This window comes from Vagococcus sp. CY52-2, assembly GCF_022655055.1.
In the GTDB taxonomy this organism is placed as follows: Bacteria; Bacillota; Bacilli; order Lactobacillales; family Vagococcaceae; genus Vagococcus.
Window position 1 is genome coordinate 1,201,417 of record NZ_CP093384.1, and the last position, 20,613, is coordinate 1,222,029.

Below are 20,613 nucleotides of genomic sequence, written 5' to 3' on the forward strand. Positions count from 1 at the left end.
TGTTTAATCCAACTATTGAGTTAGTAGTTCATTAATTAATAAATGGACAAATTAAATAATGTTCCATCAAACAAGACAAACAACAAATACATATTCGTTTATAAAACCTAGATAACGCTAGTTATAATAATAATTAAATTGATACCTATCAAATAAAAAAACAGATAGCCAATTCTATCTGTTTTTTATCTTGTCTATTTAATTAAATTTCAGTCATATAATGTCTAAGTTCTTCTTTATTGAGTTTAGCATTTAATGCAACTAATAGACGCAATCGTGCTTTAGGACCAGTAATACCTCTAACAAACATCACGCCCATATTTTTTAATTCTACTCCTCCACCAACATAACTATATATATCTTCTGCTATGCCATTGGCACATCTTGAAACTAGAGCTATAGGAATATTCTTTTGTAAAACTTTTTCCAAACTCGGCAGTACAGCTGGAGGTAAATTTCCAGCACCAAGAGCTTCTATCACAATCCCATCGATGCTTCGTTCTGTTAATAGATCAAATAATGTTCCATCCATACCAGCATAAGCCTTAATAATAGGAATAGTTCCTTCCACTGTTGTAATTGGATAAACTTCTTCTTCGATAACATCCTTTAAAAAAATAGGTTTGTTTTTGGATAAAATACCGATTGGACCAAAAGTTGGAGCACGAAAGGTATCGACACTTGTTGTATGGGTTTTTGTGACAAATCGTGCCTCATGTATTTCATCATTCATCACAACCAACACACCTTTATCACGAGCTGATTCATGGGCAGCTGTAATAATTGCCTGCCTAAAGTTATACAACCCATCTGATCCTATTTCATTACTACTTCTCATTGCTCCTGTTAATACCATTGCTAAATTATTTTTCAATGTCAATTCCAAAAAATAGGCTGTTTCTTCTAACGTATCGGTTCCATGAGTTATCACAACACCCACAAAATTTTCTGATTGGGCTTTTACGATACGCTCTTTTAATAATAACATCTCTTTAGGGGTGATATGTGGTGAGGGTAAATTGAATACCTCTTCAACAACTAAGTCTATGTCTTTTGGTAATGGTAAAAATTTATCACCTAGTGGATGTTTATTGGATAAGCTAACCCCTACACCATCTTCTTGCGTCATGGAAATCGTTCCGCCTGTGTGTAAAACGAGTACTCTTTTCATTTCTTTCACCTCATCATTTTATAAAACCATTATAGACTTATCTTTATCATAAAACGCTAAAGGGGAATAAATTCTCATTTTTAATTCATGAATTTCTCAATTTTATCATGGTTTAGTCGAATCACTAATAGTACTATTAGATAAAATACCACAAAACATAGGAAAGGAAATTTTAAATCTGTTGTATGAAATAGTCCATTTAATAGACTCATCATAACTGGAGATAACAAAACACCTAAATTACAACCAATAAAAATAACCGATGTCGACTGATTAATATCTACGCCTTTAGCAATTTGTTCGATATGGTTAAAAATATAAGGTAAAATCCATGCCACCGGAACGCTTGAAATAAATAATCCGATAAGTAGTAAGATAAACGAATAATCAGATAAATAGACAAATAAATTAAATAAAATATTAATACCTAACGCAACATAAATGACTTTAAAATGAAATAATCGAATAACTCTTTCAAAAAGAAATCCCGCAATAATCCCTAATGCCGGCATAATAGATAGAAATAAACTAGTATTAATCGTCTCACCTTTTAACTCAATTGCTAATGATGGAAATCTGACAGCTACAGCAATTGAATTCATCACCAAACTTGAAGCAAAAATAGCTGTAAAAACAAGTGGCTTGCTTAATGAAAAAGGATTTTTTTTTCTATCTGTTTGTATCTCAACTTCTGGAACATAGTGGTAAAAAAATAACGCGATTGGCAAACTTAAAAAATAGATAAGATAAGCATTGGTCCAATTTATGGTAATAAGTAATCCCGCAACAAACGTTAAAACCATTTGACCAAGCCCTTCGATCGCGTTTCTAATCCCCAACAATTCAGAACGTTTTCTTCCACTATATAATCCATTTATAAAACTGACGGACAACGCATTATACATACCAAATCCAGCTCCTAATAATAGCCGTCCAAGAAATATCATCAGATAATTATTTGAGATAAACTTTGGTAATACTCCGCCTAGACAAACCAGTAGTAATCCAATCACCACTGTTTTTTTCATTCCTATTTTTTTTGAGATACTAGAAGATAATAGAATAAATATTATCACTGTAATACTCGGAATGGTACTAAGTAACTCTGCTTTAACTTGCGTTAATTCAAGCGATTTTTTTATAAATGGTAACGTACCATTTATCGACACCCCACTTGTCAAAATAAATGAAATCGATAAAATTGCCATGGCAGTAAAAGAATTCATTTCAACCTTTTTTTTCATCATACACTCTCCTTAGCTATCAACTCCACTATAATACCATTATTCTAATACTTCAGATAGGGATACTTTAAATTCTTCCTATTCCTTATAAAATTATTATTTTTTGTTAAATCATCTTTTTTTAGCCTTATTTTTTGTTATACTAGTCTAGTATATATAAAAATGTATTCGTAATAAAGGGGATTTCTCCATGAGAAAAAAATTACAATTTATAGATTTTAAAATTTTGATTCCATATATTGTACTAAATATTATTGGTATCATCATGATTTTTAGTGCTAGCTCTTATAAACTCAACCAGCAAGGAAAAAGTATTTTTTCTATTGCAACCAAGCAAGGGATTTTCTTTGTGATTTCGCTAATTTTAATTGCTGTTATTTATAAAACAAAATTAAAGGTTTATCAAACAGATCTTTTTCAAAAAATTATGCTTGGTCTTACATATATTTTACTCGTTGCCACCAGTGTCTTGGGTCTTGGAAAGACAATAAGTGGGGCACAAAGGTGGATTTCTATTGGTAGTTTTAGTTTTCAACCATCAGAATTTGTTATGATTTCAACTATTCTCTATTGTGCGTTTATTTTTTCAAAACGACAGGAAACCATCAATCAAGATTTTTTCAAATCTGTTATGGTCCCGACTGCCATCGTTGGTGGGATGATTTTATTAGTGTTAATTCAACCAAATGTTGGCGGTGCAGCCATTATTTTCTTCTTATTTTCTGTATTAATTCTCTCAAGTGGGATTCCTGCGGGGTATACCTTTCTAAGTTTTGGCGGGCTTGTCGTGTTTATTGGACTAGTTTGGCAAATTGTTATGTTCAATGGGGGGATGCTAATACCTGAGCGTTTTTCCCATGTATATAAACGCTTTTCTGTAATGAGTAATCCGTTCGAGGATAAGTTAAACAATGGTTTCCAATTAGTAAACTCATATTTTGCGATTTACAATGGTGGGTGGTTTGGTAAAGGGTTAGGAAAAAGTATTCAGAAAAAAGGGTTCTTACCAGTTGCTGAAACGGACTTTATTTTTTCTATCACCATGGAAGAACTCGGATTAATCGCCAGTATTATTATTTTAATGATTCTTTTCTATCTAATTCTAAGAATTTTATCCATTGGGATTCGTTCAACTAATGCCTTTAACTCTTTGGCTTGTATTGGAATTAGCACAGCAATTTTACTTCAATCATTTGTTAATCTAGGTGGGATTTTAAGTATTATGCCAATGACTGGTGTGCCATTTCCTTTCATGAGTTACGGAGGATCTAACTTAATGACATTATCCATATTAGTTGGTATTGCTCTTAATATTAGCGCCGATGAAAAACGTCATCAACTATATGAAGGACACGCTTTAGAAATACAACCTTACAAACAAATAAACATGACTAATGAGGTTTAATTCCCTCTTAGTCATGTTTATTTAATGATTATAATACATTGGCAAAACGAATTGCTGATGGTATTCGAATAATTCTGCCACATCAAGGAGTAGTTTATCGTTTCCTTTAGCAGCCATAAATTGAACGCCAATTGGTAACCCATTTTCTGCTACATAGATTGGTAAATTAATCGCAGGTTGACCTGTTAAATTAGCTAACTGCGTGTAGGGTGTCATGTGCAAGCTTTTTTCAAACATCGCATACACTAATTCTGCTAATTCATTTTTAGTCAATTCATGTGCCATCCTCATTGATTGTCGAATTTGATTACTTTGTAAATCTTCTATTATTTTAGGAGCTGTTGTTGTAGCAGATGGTGATAAAAACAAATCATATTCCTCAAATAATTCTTCCATAACTTGTGTAGCTTTATCCCATGCGTAAAAACTTTGAACATAATCTGAGGCAGATAATGTTTCGCCATACTGATATAACGTCCATGTCATTTGTTCCATATCTTCAATAGATAATTCTCGTTGCAAATGTGTTTTGAATGAAGTCATCATGGCAGATGTTTCTCCGCCATTCATTGTATAATAACTTCGAATTAACTCATCTCCATTAACCGGATAGGGAATTTCAACCACATCATGTCCTTCACTCACTAAAAATTTAATAGCTTTCTCAACTGATTGTTTGGCTGCATGTGAGACCTTATTGCCAACTGGTGAGTCATTGCAAACAGCTATTTTTAGTGTTTTTTTCTGTTTATAAAAATTTTGTGGGACTAAAAATGGTGAAATTTGTTGTGTCGGTTTTAATATCTCTAGCATCGCTCTTGCATCTCTGACTGAAACGCCCAACACAAAATTAACAGAAGCACCTTGCCAAGCACGCCACTCATCAGGTCCTGTCACTATATTCCCCCGACTTGGTTTTAGTCCTAATAATCCAGAAAAACTCGCTGGAATTCTAATAGAACCACCACCATCACTTGCGCCTGCTAATGGGATAACACCTGAAGCTATGGCTGAAGCAGCACCACCACTACTACCCCCTGCATGATAATCTTTATTCCAAGCATTTTTTGTTACGCCATAGATTAAAGGATCTGTCACATTTTTAAATCCAAATTCTGGTGCATTGGTTTTACCAAATGGAATGAATCCAGCTTCTTCTATCTGTTTCACGTAATTATCCGTTGATGACGATTGATTACCAGTCATTAACTTAGCTCCAGCAGTATTAAGCCATCCTTTTTTTTGTTGACCAATATTTTTTAATGGAAAAGGTACCCCATAAAATGGGCTTTCTTGATTAGACGTTTTTAAAGACTGTAATAGTTGATGATAGCTTTCTTCATCGAATCCAACGAAACAATTTAATTCACTATGTTTGATAACTTTACTATATGTTTCATTTAATAATTCTTCTACTGATATGTGTTTTTGTTTAATTTCATTTGCCCAAAAGGTCGCATCTTTCATCCGATAAAACTCCTTTTATTTAATAAGATACATAAAGTCTAACTATCTTGTGGCGTTTTTACTATAAAATAAGGTTAAATTATGTTAATTAAACGATTTAATCAATAATAAGAATAAAAAAAAGACAACATTGTTTTATAAAAAAAGGAGGCTCATAGCCTCCTCTTATTTTTTCTTTTTCTTTTTGTTTTTATTTTTCATTTTCTTTTTATTTTTCTTAATCATTCTATTCATAGCCATCTTACCTAATTTACCTTGTACACCACTACCCATCATATTTTCAAGTCCAGCTGGCATGTTTCCTTTAGACATTTGTTGCATCATTTTACGAGATTCATTGAATTGTTTAATCATACGGTTGACTTCAACAACTGAATTACCTGAACCTGCTGCAATACGCCTTCTACGACTTGGATTTAACAATTCTGGATTTTCTCGTTCCTCAGGTGTCATTGAGAAGACAATCGCTTTTTTACGAGCCACATCTTTTGGATCAACTTGTAATTGGTCAAGACCAGGCATGTTATTCATTCCTGGAATCATCTTGATCAAATCTTCTAATGGCCCCATGCCCATTACTTGATCAAGTTGTTCGATAAAATCATTAAAATCAAAATTATTTTCACGCATTTTTTGCGCTAATTCTTCTGCTTTTTCTTCGTCATATTCTTTTTGTGCTTTTTCAATTAAGGTTAACATGTCTCCCATACCAAGAATCCGACTAGACATTCTATCAGGATGGAATACTTCAATATCAGTTAATTTTTCACCAGTACCAATGAATTTGATTGGTTTTCCAGTAATCGCACGAATAGAAAGGGCTGCCCCACCACGAGTATCACCATCAAGTTTTGTTAACACAACCCCTGTCACATCTAGTTGTTCATCAAAACTTTGAGCTACTGTTACCGCATCTTGACCTGTCATCGCATCAACTGTTAGTAGAATATCATTAGGTTGAGCAAAATCTTTAATACGTTTTAACTCATCCATTAAAGTTTCGTCAATATGCAAACGACCTGCCGTATCAATAAACACATAATCATTTTTATTTGCTTTAGCTTGTTCTAACCCCTGGCGAACAATTTCAACTGGATCAACATCTGTTCCCATATCAAAAACTGGAATATCTAGTTGTTGACCAATGACTTTTAATTGATCCACCGCAGCAGGACGATACACGTCGGCTGCAATCAATAATGGTCTAGCTTTCTCATTTTGTTTTAAAAAGTTAGATATCTTACCTGTAAAGGTTGTTTTACCAGCCCCTTGTAAACCGACCATCATGACAATTGTCGGTATCTTAGGTGATTTATTTAACCCAACTGCCTCAGAACCTAATACTTTAGTTAGTTCCTCATCCACTACTTTAACAATTTGTTGGGTTGGATTTAACGATTCCAGAATTTCAACACCGACTGCGCGTTCTCCAACACTTTTGACAAAGCCACGAACGACTTGTAAGTTAACGTCGGCTTCAAGTAAGGCTAGACGAATCTCACGCATCATGTCCTTTACGTCTTCTTCTTTTACCGTCCCTTTTTTCTTTAATTTACTCATCGCTACTTGTAAGCGATCTGTTAAACTTTCAAAAGCCATATTTTTAAACCCCTACTCTTCTTCTATTTCTTGAATTTTATCTAATAAATCATAAATCATTTCTGTTTTTGGATAAGATTCTTTTAGCAATGATTTGATTTCATCAATCATCTCTTGTCGTACCACATAATTTGAATACAAATGTAGTTTTTTTTCATAAGTTTCTAGTAATTTTTCAGTACGTTTTATATTATCATACACAGCTTGACGACTCACATCATATTCCTCAGCTATTTCACCTAAAGAAAAGTCATCTGCATAATAAAGTTCAATATAATTCATTTGTTTTTCTGTTAAAAGAGTTGAATAAAATTCAAATAAAGCATTCATTCGATTTGTTTTTTCAATTTCCATTTTTTCCCTCCTTTAACTTAACTATCTTGGTTATAATTACTTTCACATTATATCATACTTGTATCAAGATATTTAGAGGAAAAATACATAAAAACCTTACCAGCTAAACAAACAACTCTTTTTAACAGATAAGGTAAATAGTTAACATTTTTTACTTTATTTGAGCTAAATTATTAGCAAATTCATTAATTTTTCGGATGCGATGATTAATACCTGATTTTGTTATTGGACCAGAAGGGATCATTTCCCCTAGCTCTTTTAAACTAATTTCTGGATTTTCCAGACGTATTTCTGCGACTTCCCTCAATTTTTCAGGTAATTGCTCCAATCCAACGGTTGCTTTGATTAAACGGATATTCTCAATTTGACGTTTTGCAGCATCTGCCGTTTTATTCATATTGGCATTTTCACAATTCATTAGTCGGTTAACTGAATTACGTAAATCTCGTACAATTCGAACATCTTCAAATTTTAACATAGCATTTGTCGCCCCAACTAACACTAAAAAATCGGCAATTTCTTCTGCACCTTTGAGATAAGTGATAAATCCTGTACGCCTTTCAACCACTCGTCCGTTTAATCCATAAAATTTTAACATGTCACATAGATCAACGCACTGATCTTCATACATTGAATAAATTTCTAAGTGATAACGACTTGTCTCAGGATTATTAACTGAACCACCTGCTAGAAATGCCCCTCGTAAATAAGAACGCATTTTTTGTTCGTTCCCCATGATACTATCTGAAACATGGGGATTAAACATCGCACCATCCATGATTTCTAAATCATTTAATATTTCTTTTGTTCCTTGTTTCAAACGAACGATATAAACATTATTTTTTTTTAATTTCATTTTTCGTCGCACTAACAACTCACTATTTACTTCATAATGATCTTTTAATAGTGTATAGATACGTCTAGCTATTGCAGCATTCTCAGTTTGAACATTTAATACAAATTGTCTATTAGCTAATGTTACAGACCCGTTCATTCGAATTAAAGCTGCCAATTCAGCCTTTGCATGTTCTTTATGAACTTCCAAAGTAGTCAGTTCTTTTTTAACATCCGATGCAAAAGACACTCTAAGCACCCCATTCTTTTAATATTTTACTCCAAAAACCAAACGAAACAGCTCTTCAACTACTTTGGTTCGATCATGGAAAACTCCACCATTTTTTAACTCTAAAAAGTCGGTCGATATCACACGACATCCTTCATCACGTAAGCCTTGAAAATCGTGTTTAACTTGTAATAAATACTCATCATAAACAGCTGGATCAATGTAATTTTCAGGTACTGACTCTGTATTGACCAATACGGTATCAATAAATTGTTTACCTAAATGATGATGCAATACCCGTACATGATCGGCATCAGAAAAATACTCAGTCTCGCCTTTTTGTGTCATAATGTTACAAATATATACTACTTCAGCCTCTGATTTACAAACCGCTTCACCTAGCTCTTTAATCATCAAATTAGGTAAAATACTAGTAAATAAACTACCAGGTCCTAACACAATCATATCTGCATCGCGAATACTTGAAATAACCTTTCTAGCAGGCTTGACTGGTGTGCCATCTATTGAGTTAGTGACATAAACGTAATCAATTTTCTTTCGTTCTTTGGCAATAGTACTTTCACCTGTTGCCTCTGTTCCATCAACAAATTTAGCATGTAATGTCATGGATTGCTCGCTTGCTGGATAAATATGTCCATCCACATGCATAAACTTACTTAATAACTGGATTGCTTCATAAGTACTATTTTTCATTTCAGACATTGCTGCAATAATCAAATTACCAATCGTATGATTAGCTAAGAAGTTATCTTCTTTTTTAAAACGATATTGAAAAATATCTTCATACATTTGTGGCATATCAGATAACGCCACTAAAACATTTCTTAAATCTCCTGGAGGACTCATATTAATACTCTGACGAAGAAGCCCACTACTCCCACCATCATCTGCTACTGTTACAATCGCTGTAATATCAGCACTTTGATCTCTCAAACCATGTAATATGACTGGTAAGCCTGTTCCGCCACCAATCACAACAATTTTAGGCTTCCTTATACGATATGTTTTCATGAACGATTAACTGATTCCTTACGTTTCATCATATCTCTGTGGGTAATATTTGTTTTATAGTCTTCAGAGATTTTTTTTCCTAATCTCTCAGTCAATGCTACTGAACGATGTTGTCCTCCAGTACAACCAATCGCGATAGTCAAACTCATTTTTCCTTCTTTTATATAGCCTGGTAAAATATCTAAAATCAACTCTTCATATTTCTGATAGAACGATTCCGTCATTTCAGAGTTCATAACATAATCATATACTGGCTTGTCTTTTCCATTTAATGGACGCAATTCATCAATATAATGTGGATTAGGTAAAAACCTTACATCCATCACAATATCTGCATCAATTGGTAATCCATATTTAAAACCAAAAGAAACCATTTCGACACGGAAAGTATCTGTATCATGATTTTTAAAATTTTCCATGATTTGTTCTCTTAATTCCCTAGGAGCTAGTTCAGTTGTATCAATCACTAACTGTGCCTCTCCTTTTAATTCTTCAAGCAAAGCTCTTTCTTTCTTAATTCCCTCTGTAACTAGTCCATCCATGGCAAGTGGATGAGCTCGCCTTGTCTCTTTATAACGTGAAACCAATTCTTGATCCGAGGCATCTAAAAACATGACAGTGGTATCCACTAATTTAGTATTTTCTATTTCAATTAGCATACTTTGAATTTCTTCAAAAAATGCACGTGATCTTAAGTCAATAACTAATGCAATTTTAGTGATTTTACCTGACTCTTTAATTAGTTCCCAAAACTTTGGGATTAATGTTGGTGGTAAATTATCAATACAAAAATATCCCATATCTTCAAAACTTTGTACTGCAACTGTCTTACCAGCACCACTCATTCCAGTAATGACGACTAATTGTAAACTATCAATCTGATTTTCAGTCATTTACATCACTCCTTCTCCATACTCTCTGCTCTCAATTATAACATACCTGGTGTATCATCTGTGAAAAAATAGATAAAAAAAAATAAGACAACTGTCTTATTTCTTTTTTATACATTATATTTTTAAGAATCGCCTCATAGACATCACAGAACCTATTGAACCAATCACAACACCTACGACGATGAGTAATGTATTTAATTGCCACATTAAATTACCTGGAGCAATCAAATCATAAGATGCATTAGCAATCATACTCTTTGTAAAAATAACATATACTCTCGGATAAGCAAACGTTACAAGCAAAACAGGTATCACAGATCCCAGTAGACCAATAAATGCTCCTTCTAAGAAGAATGGTCCTTTAATAAAACCATTTTTAGCTCCTACAAGACGCATAATTTGAATCTCACGTTTTCTTGAAATAATCGTGATACGAATTGTGTTAGAAATTAAAAATACTGCTACTCCTAGTAAGAAGACGGCTGCAATGGTCCCCCATAATCTTACATCTTTAGAAATCTTGAATAACTTATCGGAATTTCGTCCACCGTAATCAGCCTTTTGCACACTTGGTAAGTTAGATGCTGCCTTTTGTATATCTGGTATATCCTCTGCGTTAGAAGCTGTTAAAACATAAACATCATACAATGGATTCTCATCTTCACCGAAAAGTTTCCATGTATCCCCCAACTTATCTACTAACTTTTTGTATTCGTTTTGTTTACTAGAAAAAGTAACGTCTTTGACCCCATCAATATCTTTTAACTTTTCACCTAATTCTTTTACTTCCTTTTCAGGTGTTCCAATATCAATGAAAACGGAAACATCCACATTATCTTTTATATCATCTGCAATTTTTGCAACATTTAAAATAACACCTAGAAAAATTCCAACAAGCGTTAATGTCACGGTTACAGCACTAATAGATGCTAAAGTCATCCATCCATTTCTTTTTAAATTCTTCAATGCACTACCTATATGTCTAAAAAAATTACTAATCATCGTAGCCATAATCCCCCTCGTCTTGGTCTCTTGTGATACGGCCATTTTCAATAGCTAATACGCGATGACGAATTTTATTTACAATTGTGCTATTATGTGTGGCCATAACAACCGTTGTTCCTTGATTATTAATTCGCTCTAATAGCTCCATAATTTCCCATGAATTTTCTGGGTCTAAATTTCCTGTTGGTTCATCTGCGATAAGTACTTTTGGTGTGTTCACGATGGCTCTTGCAATTGCCACACGTTGTTGTTCCCCACCTGATAATTCATCAGGAAAAACACGAACTTTATGTTTTAACCCAACTAAATCAAGTACTTCTAGTACACGACGTTTGATTTCACGTGGTTTTTTTCCGATTACTTGCATGGCATAGGCAACATTTTCATACACTGTTTTATGTGCCAAAAGCTTGTAGTCTTGAAATACAATACCTATTTCACGACGTAAATAAGGAACATTACGATTTTTTATCGTTAATAAATCATATCCACAAACATTTAATGTTCCTTTAGTTGCGGCTTCTTCACGGTACATTAATTTGATGAAAGTTGATTTACCTGCCCCACTTGGGCCAACGACATAAACAAACTCACCTTGATTAATTGTAATGGATAAATTACGAATCGCTGTTGTCCCATTGGAGTATTTCTTTGTTACTTTCTTCATCTCTATCATAAGTTTATCTCTCCAACTTGTTATTGTTATTTTGACTAATATATAATAATCAATCCGAATACAGTATAACATGTCTTCTTTAGGATTTGATTACAAATATATATCAATTACTTATTAACTGTCAAATAAAGTATTACAACTTCCATCTTAAATAAGCGTCAATAAAACCATCTAAGTCTCCATCCATTACTGGTTGAGTATTTCCCACTTCGTAATTTGTTCGATGGTCTTTAACCATCGAGTACGGATGAAACACATAAGATCGTATTTGTGAACCCCAGCCTATTTCTAACTGCTCACCTTTAATCGCAGCTGCTTCTTGTTCTTGTTTTTCAATTTCTAATTGATATAACTTTGCTTTTAACATGCTCATCGCTTGCTCTCTATTTTTTAATTGAGAACGCTGAGCCTGACTAGATACCACAAATCCTGTTGGGATATGGGTGATTCTGACAGCTGAGTCTGTTTTATTAATATGCTGACCACCAGCTCCACTAGCACGGAATGTGTCAACTTTAATATCATCTGGTTTGACTTCAATATTAATATCATTTGTTAACTCTGGCATCACATCAACTGAACAAAAGGATGTATGACGTCTCGAGTTGGAATCAAATGGCGAAATACGAACCAATCGATGAACGCCTTTTTCAGACTTCAAATAACCATAGGCATTGTATCCTTTGATTAAAAGTGTGACACTTTTAATCCCTGCTTCATCTCCAGCTTGATAATCAACTGTTTCAACTTGAAATCCCTTTGATTCGGCCCATCTAGTATACATTCTAAGAAGCATACTTCCCCAATCTTGTGACTCTGTTCCACCTGCTCCAGGATGAAGTTCTAAAACTGCATTATTTTGATCATACTCACCATTAAGTAGTTGAGCTAATTCATACTCTTCTACAATTTGAATCGTTTTTACTAACTTTTCTTCTAATTCTTTTTGTGACTCTTCATCACCTTCTTCAGCCATTTCCAGTAAGATTTCTAATTCCTCATAAGCTTCCTCAGTTTTTTTAAAAGTATCATATTGCGATTTTAATTGATTCACTTTATCAATCACTATCTGAGCAGCTTCATTATCATCCCAAAAGCCAGGCGTAGCCATTTCGTATTCACCTTCAGCAATTTGTTCTTCTAGCGACTCTAAGTCAAAGAGACCCCCTAAAATTTGTTATTTTTGTTTCGATTTTACCTAATTCATTTTTTATATCGCTAATTTCCATTAATTATCTCCCTTTCTTTAAATAAGGGAAGCGACTCAGTTAAACTAAGTCGCTTCTTGATTTATTATGATGGTTTACCATGACAATTTTTATATTTCTTGCCACTGCCACATGGACATAAATCATTGCGTCCGATTTTTTCGTCAACACGAATCGGTTGTTTTTTCTCATCATTAGATACTTGTCCTTGCTCTAAAGTTGGCTTAACAGCATCACCTTGAGCCACTTGCTCACGTTGAACGTTTTGTCTGATTTCAGATTTCATGAATAAGCGAGTGACTTCATATTCGATCGCACCAACCATATTATTAAACATATCATATCCTTCAGTTTGATAATCAACCAATGGATTATTTTGTCCATAAGCACGTAATCCAATAGATTCTCTTAATTGATCCATCGCATCAATATGGTCTGTCCATTTTGTATCGACTACTCTTAAGATAACCACTTTTTGGAATTCTAATAACTGTTCTTCACTACTTAAAATTTCTGCTTTTTCATTATAGATAGCTTTTGCTTTGTCATAAATGAATGTTTTCATTTCCTCAGGTGTTTTACCTTCAAAATCAGATAAACTAATGGCATCTTCATGCGTAATAGCTGAACCAACAAAGTCTACTAATCCTTCAAGGTTCCAATCTTTTTTCTCACCTTGAGTATGTCCATCAACATAGCGATCCACAGTTCTCTCAACCATTCCTAATAAAACAGGCTCTAAATCAATATCTGACATGATTACTTCACGACGTTGTTTATAGATAACTTCACGTTGTTCACGCATCACATCATCATATTGTAAGACATTTTTACGTGTATCATAGTTATTTCCTTCGACACGTTTTTGGGCCGATTCAACTTGTCTAGATAACATTTTACTTTGAATGACAGCATCTTCTTCTTCTAACTTCATTCGATCTAAGAACATTTTGATTCTTTCAGAACCAAAACGTTTCATTAAATCATCCTCAAGAGATAGATAGAATTGTGACATACCTGGATCTCCTTGACGACCCGCACGTCCACGTAACTGATTATCAATACGGCGAGACTCATGACGTTCAGTCCCGATAACAGCTAATCCACCGACTTCACGTACACCAGCGCCTAAACGAATATCTGTACCACGACCAGCCATATTTGTTGCAATCGTCACAGCACCTTTTTGTCCAGCATTCATGATAATTTCTGCTTCTTTAAAGTGATTTTTCGCATTTAAAATTTGATGCGGTACTTTTGCCTTATTCAGTAAATCAGATAATAACTCTGAGGTTTCAACGGCAACTGTCCCCACTAATACTGGTTGGCCCTTTTCATGACGCTCTTTAATATCTTTCACTACTGCATGGAACTTACTTGATAGTGTTGGGTATAATAAATCCGCACGATCATCACGAATGATTGGTTTGTTTGTCGGAATTTGAATAACTTGCATGTTATAAATTTCTCTAAACTCTTCTTCTTCTGTTTTCGCTGTACCAGTCATACCAGATAATTTTTTATACATACGGAAATAGTTCTGGAATGTAATATTTGCCATTGTTTTTGTTTCATCTTCAATGTCTACGCCTTCTTTGGCTTCAATCGCTTGATGAAGACCATCTGAATAACGTCGACCATCCATGATACGACCAGTAAATTGATCAACGATTAATACTTTACCTTCTTGAACGACATAGTCAATATCACGTAACATAATATAGTTAGCACGTAATGATTGATCCACATAATGTGTTAAAGACGTATTTTCAATATCATAAAGGTTGTCAACATCAAAATATTTTTCAGCTTTCGTAATACCTTGTTCAGTCAAGCTAATTGTCTTTGACTGAACATCAATTTTATAATCTTCTTCTTCCGTTAATGTTTTGATAAAATTATCAACTCTTGTATAGTAAGCAGTTGATTTTTCAGCTTGACCAGAAATAATCAATGGTGTTCTAGCTTCATCGATTAAAATTGAATCGACCTCATCCACTACAGCAAAATTTAATGGACGTTGAACCATTTGTTCTTTATAGACAACCATGTTATCTCTTAAATAATCAAATCCTAATTCATTATTTGTTGAATAAGTAATATCACATGAGTAAGCTAAACGTTTTTCATCCGAAGATTTTGAATTAATATTTAATCCAACTGTTAGACCCAAAAAGTTATATAACTCACCCATCTCACTTGCATCACGCGTTGATAAGTACTCATTGACGGTTACAACGTGTACCCCTTCACCTGATAACGCATTTAGATAAACCGGCATAGTAGCAGTCAAGGTTTTACCTTCACCAGTTTTCATCTCTGGAATGCCACCTTCATGTAGTACGATTCCACCCATCATTTGCACTTTATATGGAAATAATCCCAGAACGCGTTTAGCTGCTTCTCTCACAACTGCAAATGCTTCAAAAAGTAAATCATCTAATGTTTCACCTTTAGCATAACGTGCTTTAAATTCCTCAGTTTTTTGTTTTAATTCTTCATCTGATAACTCTGACATTTGTGGTGCTAGTTTATCAATTTTATCAGCCATATGCCCTAAGCGTTTTAAATCTTTTTTATCATTTTCGATTAATTGTTTTAAAAAATTAGCCATGAAATTTTTCCTACCCTCTCATCCTTATTATCCTAGAAGTATTGATATCTTACATCATAAGGTCATCTTATACATTCTATCATTTGTTTATGAAAAATAAAACTCTTTAAGAAAAAAAAGGGACGATTAAGGGATATTTCCTATTAGAGATTCTAACTCTAGTACAAAAAGGATGTGAAAAGTTAAGTTTTACCTAACTGTCACGCCTCTTATGTTAATCCCCCATATAATTGGTAGTTACTACGCTGATTGCTTAGCATAATCTTCAGCTGTACGACCTGAATAATCCCTTAGAGATTTAGTCACTCCAACTTTTAGTAATTCAGCCGCAATATCTTGATAAACTTTTGAACCATCTCTTAAAGCAACAGCTTCTATTAAGGCAGTATAGCCAGAATTATTTTGATGATTAATCTCTACCTTTCCATCTTCAATTAATAATTTAACAGTTTCTAAATGCCCTTTTTCAGCAGCTGGATAACAGCATTTCCGCCAAATCGGATTATAACTCTCTTGATTTAGAGTACTATTTTCTAAAATATACGCTAAAATCTCTGTTTTACCTTGAATGTTATCTTGTTTATTAACATCCGCTTCTACATCAACTAACAGTTTTGCTATTTCAACTTGATGATGATGTGTTGCTGTAATTAAGTGTCTTAACCACGTTAAGCCTTATCATCATAATTAATGTCATCTGAAAATAAAAAAGACTACCTATTTTATAGGTAGTCTTTTAAGGTAATTGTTCGATAAAATAAAGACATAACGTCATAATTAATAAATCAGCCGTTCCACCAATGCTTAAATTTCTTTCTTTATACTCACAAATCATATCAAGATATAATTGTCTCCCTAGATTTGACTTTACTCCACCAGCAGCTAGAATATCCGTTGCGCTTTGTCTTGCTTCATCCAATATTTCTACAGTACCTGCCCGTTTTATAAGATTAGTATCTTTAGAATGTTTTAATAAAAACAATAACGTATCAATCATTCGATCATTAATATCGCCCGTTGTTTGATTAACCAAATATGGTAGTGAGTGATTAAATACGATTGAATAACCGCTGCTTGCTTCTCCACGAATGCCTGAAATACCGTAATCTAAAAATAATTTTTCTCCAATTGTCAAATCTTTCGGGTCTTTATTTTCCAATCCATCAAAATCAGCCATCAAATACCTTAACATCTCTTTTATGATTTCTTGAATATCAATTAAATCTAAATTACCAGATTGAGCAAAGGAATATCCTAAAGCAGTTATTAATACACCTAAAGAAAAAATGGCACCTTTATGCGTATTTACTTGTTGAGTCGCTTCATTCATAGACTTTTCTGCTTCTATCCCGATTGGACGTATTTTATTAAATAAACCACTTAATGGTTGATCTTTAGAATAATAAAATCCTTCTTCAAAAAAAGAATCAAAAAATGGAGTTAATACACAACTACTATTTATAAAAGTATAAATAGTCATGTCTTCATGAGCCCCAGAATCAATCGCATCTACCAAGCCAGGCTTCGGGGTACACGTCACTTCATATAATAATGCTTTTTGGGCACATTGAGATACTGCTTTTTTAGTATTAGAAAGATAATAATCAGTGTATAGCGTCACTAACTCACGTTGAATTTCTTTTAGAGTATGTTGTTTACTTCTAGCACAAACCTTAGCTTCATTTTGACAAACAAAACACTTTCTGGGGGAGAGGCTTAATGATTGTCTAGAAATATCCTGAATGTTGCTACCAACTGTAACATAAACATCCAAATCAATCATAGAGCTTAACGAAAAATTATTTTCTAACTTAATACATAATTTTTTTGCATCAATGCCACTCATTTCGATAACAAAGTACCCTTCTGGCCCGGTTGGTAAATCACGATAGGTTTCCGCAAGTAACGTTACACTACTTGCTAATAAATAGTGTTGAAGCATATTACTCGCGGAGTGAAATACCTTATTAATAGCATCATTGGATTTAATTGGTCCGGGTATGTTCATCTTTAAAGAAATTAATGTACTTTTAGGGTGACGCGCTAATAATTTTTGTTGTAAAGCTACACGTTTTTCTCGATTATCTAACGCATCTATTAAAAATATTTCTTGTCCTTTTTCAAATACATTTTTCATTAAGAGTCACACCTATTCTTTTATTTGTTTTACAACATCAATTAGTGTTCCATCACGATATTCAACTAGTGCTACAACACGATCAGTAAATTCTAAATTTTCAGGAATGCCGACAATTTTTTCAGCACGTTGTTGTAATTCTTCAATTGTAAAGACTGGAACTTTAGAATTGGCAAAAATTTCTTTTAAATCTTCACGTTTAGGATTAATAGCAATCCCTACCTCAGTAACTAAAATATCAATGCTATCTCCTGGGGTAATCACCGTTGTTACATCGTTTACAACGGTTGGTATTCTGCCACGAACAAGTGGTGCTGTAATAATTGTTAATTTAGCGTTAGCCGCATCTTGATGACCACCAATTGCTCCTCTTAACACACCATCAGAGCCTGTCATAACATTTACGTTAAACTTTGTATCAATTTCTAGTGCAGATAAAATCACAATATCTAATTGATTGACTACCGCACCTTTATTAAAGGGATCAGCATAAAATGATGCATCAATTTCTTGTTGATTTTCATACTCTGCCATCCCTAAAGCAGCACCTTTATCAAAATCTTGTACATCCAACACTTTTTCAATAAATCCTTCACTTAATAAGTCAACTGTTGGTTTAGTGATACCACCTAAAGCAAAAGAAGCTTTTATATTTTCTTTTTCCATACTTTCTTTTAAGTAACGACTAACAGCTAAAGCCGCACCACCAGTACCTGTTTGGAAAGAAAAGCCATTTTTAAAATAAGGTGATTGTGTAATCACATCATTAGTGAGTTGAGCAATTTTTAATTCCTTAGGATCTTTAGTGAAACGTGTCGCACCGGCCCCAATTTTTTCAGGATTACCAATTTCATCAACCTCCACCACATAGTCAACTTGTGTTTGTGGAATACTGATTGGTGTACATGGATATGGCACTAATGTATCCGTAATCAAGACCACGTTATCCGCATATTTTGCATCGACCATCGCATAACCTAGAGAACCAAAGACTGCTTTTCCATGAATCGCGTTTGCATTTCCGTATTCATCTGCATTTGGTACACCTAAAAAGGCGACATCTATTTTTATTTCACCTTGTTCGACTGCTCTTGCACGACCACCATGTGAACGTAAGATAACTGGATTATCCAATCCACCATGAGAAATAAACTCTCCTAACGATCCACGCATACCACTAGAAGTGATATGTGTAATAACACCTGATTTTATACACTCAACAACCATGTCATTCATTACATTAGTTAAAGAACTAGGCGCTAGAGTTAAGTCTTTAAATCCCATTTCTTTAATAACGGACATCACTTGATTGAAGACGTAATCACCTTCTCTAAAATGATGATGAAATGAAATAGTCATGCCATTTTCTAATCCAACTTTTTCAATGACGTCTTTAATACTATGAACTAATTTTGTATCTTTTTGAGAAACCACTTTGACAGTTGGGGCTTTATAATCAATGTTTTGATGATCAATTACGGTTGTTTCAAAAACAGAATAATCTGTTAAAAATTCATCTGGTATGTCACGGTTCACTTTGTTTTTCATTTAAAACTCTCCTTCATCCAAAAGTCCTGATGCTTTTGCTAGCATAATGACACGTTCAGCACGTTCAACAATTGGTTTATCAATCATTTTACCGTTTAACGAGATAACACCAGACCCTTTTTTCTTCGCTTCTTCAATCGCATAAACCACGTCTTTAGCATGTTTAATTTCTTTTTCAGTCGGTTGATACACACTGTTTACAATAGGAATTTGTCTTGGGTTAATAACTGATTTGCCATCAAAGCCTAATTGATGAATCAATCTCACTTCATTTAATAACCCTTCTTCATTATTAACATCAGAGTACACAGTATCAAACGCGGCAATGCCAGCCGCTCTTGCTGCATGTAAAATCATACTACGAGCAAAAAATAACTCTTTTCCATCTGGATAACGTCTGGTTTTCATATTTGTCACATAATCTTCTGCCCCAATTGCGATACCAATTAGACGATTGCTTGCAACAGCAATAGCCGGTGCATTCAATACCCCTTTAGCTCCTTCAATTGCTGCCATCATTTTAGTTGTTCCCACTGGAATGCCAAAAAAGTTTTCTGCTTCTTCAATGACGTTTTCTACTTCAACAATATCTTCTACGGTTTCTGTTTTAGGAAGTCTAATAACATCTACTCCAGCTTTCACTACAGCAAAAATATCTGCTCGACCAAATTCTGAATGTAAATCATTGATACGAACTACTAATTCAGTATCACCATAATCGACTGTTTGTAACGCTTCAAACACAAGTAATCTTGCAACATCCTTTTCTGTCATAGATACAGCATCTTCTAAGTCAAACATAATCGAATCGGCTCCATAAATCCCGGCATCTTTAATCATGCTAGGATTATTTCCTGGCACAAACATCATTGTTCTTCTTAATCTTTCCATTAGATTAGCGCCTCCCAATTTAGCTCATGATCTTTTTCAATAGCACGTTGAATGGCTGCTTCTGTGCGTGCTTTAATAGTACAATCCAACGCTCCTTTATCAACTGCTTTAACTGTCGCATTTTTTATACCATATTTGTCAAATGTTTCTAAAATAACAGTTTTAATTTGTTTACCAAATTGTTCAATAACTTGACTTTCTAAATCAAGTTCAATGCCATTTTCACCAGTTGATACCATAATTTGAATATCACTAGATTCAAGTGTTCCAGCAATTGCTGTTTTTTTAATATCCATAATTCTCTTC

Annotated in this window: 18 protein-coding genes; 1 reads left to right on the forward strand and 17 read right to left on the reverse strand. The window is 33.9% G+C overall.

Features of this window, described 5'->3' with window-relative positions; translation table 11 throughout:
* Positions 1–202 precede the first annotated feature (202 nt).
* Both MN187_RS05985 and MN187_RS05990 read right to left on the reverse strand, forming a co-directional pair.
* Complete coding sequence (locus MN187_RS05985) at positions 203–1,171, reverse strand: asparaginase (RefSeq protein ID WP_117972922.1); 969 nt, start codon at positions 1,169–1,171, stop codon at positions 203–205.
* Positions 1,172–1,251: 80 nt separating this feature from the next.
* On the reverse strand, positions 1,252–2,415 hold the full coding sequence (locus MN187_RS05990) for an MFS transporter (protein WP_158559432.1): 1,164 nt from the start codon (positions 2,413–2,415) through the stop codon (positions 1,252–1,254).
* Between the two features lie 190 nt (positions 2,416–2,605).
* Here MN187_RS05990 and MN187_RS05995 point away from each other — a divergent pair, with 190 nt between their 5' ends.
* The gene (locus tag MN187_RS05995) at positions 2,606–3,820 is read left to right on the forward strand and encodes an FtsW/RodA/SpoVE family cell cycle protein (RefSeq protein WP_117972924.1); all 1,215 of its coding nucleotides are present in this window, start codon (positions 2,606–2,608) and stop codon (positions 3,818–3,820) included.
* A gap of 21 nt (positions 3,821–3,841) precedes the next feature.
* On the opposite strand, the gene MN187_RS06000 is transcribed toward MN187_RS05995, so the two are convergent.
* From MN187_RS06000 to citD, 15 genes are all read right to left on the reverse strand, one after another.
* The gene (locus MN187_RS06000; RefSeq protein ID WP_241699099.1) at positions 3,842–5,287 is read right to left on the reverse strand and encodes an amidase family protein; all 1,446 of its coding nucleotides are present in this window, start codon (positions 5,285–5,287) and stop codon (positions 3,842–3,844) included.
* A 165-nt stretch (positions 5,288–5,452) separates the two neighbouring features.
* Complete coding sequence (gene ffh / locus MN187_RS06005; RefSeq protein ID WP_117972928.1) at positions 5,453–6,886, reverse strand: signal recognition particle protein; 1,434 nt, start codon at positions 6,884–6,886, stop codon at positions 5,453–5,455.
* 12 nt (positions 6,887–6,898) lie between these two features.
* Positions 6,899–7,240, reverse strand: a complete 342-nt coding sequence (locus MN187_RS06010; RefSeq protein WP_241699100.1) for a putative DNA-binding protein — start codon at positions 7,238–7,240, stop codon at positions 6,899–6,901.
* Between the two features lie 151 nt (positions 7,241–7,391).
* Positions 7,392–8,324, reverse strand: coding sequence for a DNA-binding protein WhiA (whiA, locus tag MN187_RS06015; protein WP_117972930.1), 933 nt, complete (start codon positions 8,322–8,324; stop codon positions 7,392–7,394).
* Positions 8,325–8,342: 18 nt separating this feature from the next.
* Positions 8,343–9,335, reverse strand: coding sequence for a gluconeogenesis morphogenetic factor MgfK (mgfK, locus tag MN187_RS06020; RefSeq protein WP_241699101.1), 993 nt, complete (start codon positions 9,333–9,335; stop codon positions 8,343–8,345).
* The gene (gene rapZ, locus MN187_RS06025; RefSeq protein WP_117972932.1) at positions 9,332–10,228 is read right to left on the reverse strand and encodes an RNase adapter RapZ; all 897 of its coding nucleotides are present in this window, start codon (positions 10,226–10,228) and stop codon (positions 9,332–9,334) included. Before rapZ ends, mgfK begins: the two co-directional genes overlap by 4 nt.
* A 114-nt stretch (positions 10,229–10,342) precedes the next feature.
* Positions 10,343–11,230 (reverse strand): permease-like cell division protein FtsX, encoded by an 888-nt coding sequence (ftsX, locus tag MN187_RS06030; RefSeq protein WP_117972933.1) that lies wholly within the window; start codon positions 11,228–11,230, stop codon positions 10,343–10,345.
* Complete coding sequence (gene ftsE, locus MN187_RS06035; protein ID WP_117972934.1) at positions 11,223–11,909, reverse strand: cell division ATP-binding protein FtsE; 687 nt, start codon at positions 11,907–11,909, stop codon at positions 11,223–11,225. The genes ftsX and ftsE overlap by 8 nt, the downstream gene beginning before the upstream one ends.
* A 133-nt stretch (positions 11,910–12,042) precedes the next feature.
* A protein-coding gene (gene prfB, locus MN187_RS06040) for a peptide chain release factor 2 (protein ID WP_117972935.1) occupies positions 12,043–13,138 on the reverse strand; the annotation gives its coding sequence in 2 pieces (ribosomal slippage) (positions 12,043–13,065 and positions 13,067–13,138; 1,095 coding nt in all).
* A gap of 64 nt (positions 13,139–13,202) precedes the next feature.
* Entirely contained in the window at positions 13,203–15,731 is a 2,529-nt protein-coding gene (secA, locus tag MN187_RS06045; RefSeq protein WP_241699103.1) for a preprotein translocase subunit SecA, read from the reverse strand.
* Between the two features lie 240 nt (positions 15,732–15,971).
* Positions 15,972–16,382, reverse strand: a complete 411-nt coding sequence (locus MN187_RS06050) for an ankyrin repeat domain-containing protein (RefSeq protein WP_347247401.1) — start codon at positions 16,380–16,382, stop codon at positions 15,972–15,974.
* An 85-nt stretch (positions 16,383–16,467) separates the two neighbouring features.
* The gene (gene citG / locus MN187_RS06055; RefSeq protein WP_242093591.1) at positions 16,468–17,868 is read right to left on the reverse strand and encodes a triphosphoribosyl-dephospho-CoA synthase CitG; all 1,401 of its coding nucleotides are present in this window, start codon (positions 17,866–17,868) and stop codon (positions 16,468–16,470) included.
* A 12-nt stretch (positions 17,869–17,880) separates the two neighbouring features.
* Complete coding sequence (gene citF / locus MN187_RS06060) at positions 17,881–19,416, reverse strand: citrate lyase subunit alpha (RefSeq protein ID WP_117972938.1); 1,536 nt, start codon at positions 19,414–19,416, stop codon at positions 17,881–17,883.
* Complete coding sequence (citE, locus tag MN187_RS06065; protein WP_117972939.1) at positions 19,417–20,307, reverse strand: citrate (pro-3S)-lyase subunit beta; 891 nt, start codon at positions 20,305–20,307, stop codon at positions 19,417–19,419. It lies immediately after the preceding gene.
* Positions 20,307–20,603, reverse strand: coding sequence for a citrate lyase acyl carrier protein (gene citD, locus MN187_RS06070; protein WP_117972940.1), 297 nt, complete (start codon positions 20,601–20,603; stop codon positions 20,307–20,309). Before citD ends, citE begins: the two co-directional genes overlap by 1 nt.
* Positions 20,604–20,613: the final 10 nt, after the last annotated feature.